4 protein-coding genes are annotated in these 2,184 nt (G+C 70.4%); all 4 read left to right on the plus strand.

Annotated elements, in window-relative coordinates; genetic code table 11:
- On the plus strand, nt 1–339 hold a 339-nt coding region (locus tag ACEN88_RS29785; RefSeq protein WP_413345508.1), incomplete at its 5' end, for an amidase family protein.
- Nucleotides 324–1,079, plus strand: a complete 756-nt coding sequence (locus ACEN88_RS29790; protein WP_413345510.1) for a TetR family transcriptional regulator — start codon at nt 324–326, stop codon at nt 1,077–1,079. The genes ACEN88_RS29785 and ACEN88_RS29790, both read left to right, overlap by 16 nt.
- Nucleotides 1,080–1,266: 187 nt before the next feature.
- A complete protein-coding gene (locus tag ACEN88_RS29795) occupies nt 1,267–1,857 on the plus strand; it encodes a VOC family protein (RefSeq protein ID WP_413345512.1) in 591 nt (196 codons plus the stop codon).
- A partial coding sequence (locus tag ACEN88_RS29800; protein WP_413345514.1) for a hypothetical protein occupies nt 1,830–2,184 on the plus strand: 355 nt, incomplete at its 3' end. The genes ACEN88_RS29795 and ACEN88_RS29800, both read left to right, overlap by 28 nt.

A 2,184-nucleotide genomic window follows, 5' to 3' on the forward strand; every position in this document is an offset into this window, starting at 1 on the left:
GTCCTGGCCGGCGCCGGTTTCGATGTGCTGTTGAGCCCCACCGTCCCGTTCACCGCCTTCCCGCTCGGCCGCCACGGCCCCGGCCAGGACCCGGACGACCTGATCGCGTTCACCAACCGGCTGGCCGGCTACACGGTGCCCGCGTCGCTGGCGGGCTGGCCCGCGATGTCGGTGCCGCTGTACTGGTCCGATGCGGGCCTGCCGCTGGGCTGCCATTTCACGGCCGCGCACGACGCGGATGCGCTGCTGCTGCGCCTCGCGTTCCAGCTCGAAGCGGCGGCGGACTGGGCGCCGCGGCTGCGCGCGATGCAGGACGGGCTCGCATGCCGCAACGATTGAAAGACGACGTCCGCGACCGCATCCTGGCCGCGGCCGCGCGCACGTTCGCGCAGCGCGGCTATGTGCAGGCCACGCTGGCCGCCATCGCGCGCGACGCGGACATCGCCCCCAGCAACGTCTACAAGTACTACGGGAGCAAGCAGGCGCTGTTCGACGCCGTCGTCACGCCCGCCATCGCGGCACGCCTGTTCCGTCTCCTGCGCGCGCGCCTGCGCGAGTTCGACATGCTGGGCAGCTGGTCCGACGCGCATGCGGACGGCTCCGCCCACGCGAAGGCACTGCTGGAGTTCTGGGTCGAGCACCGGCTCGCGGTGCTGATCCTCCTGAACGGCGCGGCGGGCACGCGCTTCGCGCCCGTGCGCGAGCGCATGGCGCAGGAGATGGCGCGCCAGGCGGCCCGCTTCGTGCGCCGCCAGACGGCGGCCGCGCCCGACGCTCACTTCGACATGGTGCTCCGCCAGGTCTTTGCGAACACGGTGGCGATGATCGCGGCCATCCTGGAACGGTACACGTCCGGTGCGGACATCGCGCAAGCGTTCGCGACGTTCTGGACCTATCAGCTCGCGGGACTGGAGGCGCTCGTCAGGAACCGCAACCGCGGTACCCGGCAGCGCGCACCGGCTTGCGCTGCCCAGGGGGACACGGGCTACCACGGCGGGCCGGAAAAGGCCGTGCACCACGACGCGTCCGACCATTGCGCGACATGGCGGGCGACCACCGCGTGCCGGAAGAAGGCGTGATCGCGCCGGTTCGCCGAACCGTAAGCCGGCGCGGACTGCGACAGATGTTGCGCAAGCGCGCGACAGATGTGCCGTCCGCGCGGCCCGCGCAGGGGCGCGCGCCCCTGGCGCCGGCCTGGCTTGCAATTTGCTCTCCTATGGATGCCGCCGCAGCGACGGCGGACCACCATCAACATCAGGAGACAGCATGAACTTCAAACGCACACTCGCCGGCATCGGCCTCGCCCTCGCCCTTCCCTTCAGCGCCCACGCCGGCATGCCCGGCATGGAAGGCGCGCACCACGTGGGCCTCACGGTGCCGAACATGGACGACGCCGTCCGCTTCTTCGTCGACGTCGTCGGCTGCGAGGAATCCATCAAGCTCGGTGCGTTCAAATTCGCCGACGACTGGATGAACGTGCACCTGAACGTCAACCCGCGCGCGGAGATCAAGCGCTTCCAGATGGTCCGCTGCGGCCATGGCACGAACCTGGAGATCTTCGAATACTCGGCGCCGAACCAGGGCAAGACGCCGCCCCGCAACAGCGACGTCGGCGGCCATCACCTCGCGTTCTACGTCGACGACATGGACAAGGCCGTCGCCTACCTGAAATCGAAGGGCGTGCGCACGCTGGGCGCGCCCAGCACGTTCACGGACGGCCCGGCGGCCGGCCTGACGTGGATGTACTTCCTCGCGCCGTGGGGCCTGCAGCTGGAAATCGTCAGCACGCCGAAGGGCATGGCCTACGAGAAGACGGCCAGGCGCGCCCTGTGGGATCCGCGCTCCCCGGCCAAATGAAGACGGCGACGATGGCGGTGCTGGCCGCGAAATGCGTCGCGATCTGCGCCACGGTCCTCGTCGCGGTGTGCCTGCCGGGCAGCGCGTGGGCGCATTTCGACGGCCGGGTCAGCGTGCGCGTCGTGCATTTCACGTACGACGCGGCGGGCATGACCGCGTACTACCGCGTGTCGCTCGCGCCATTGGGACCGGCACCGTACGTCGTCGCGAGGAAGGAAAGCGGCCAGTGGTTTCATTACGTGGACACGGCCGCCGTCGATCCGCTGGCGGCGGCGCGCGTTCTCGCCGCCGCGCACACGGTGTCCGTGGACGGCCGGGCGGTGGCGC

The organism is Massilia sp. CT11-108, assembly GCF_047302915.1.
Lineage (GTDB): Bacteria > Pseudomonadota > Gammaproteobacteria > Burkholderiales > Burkholderiaceae_D > Telluria > Telluria orientalis.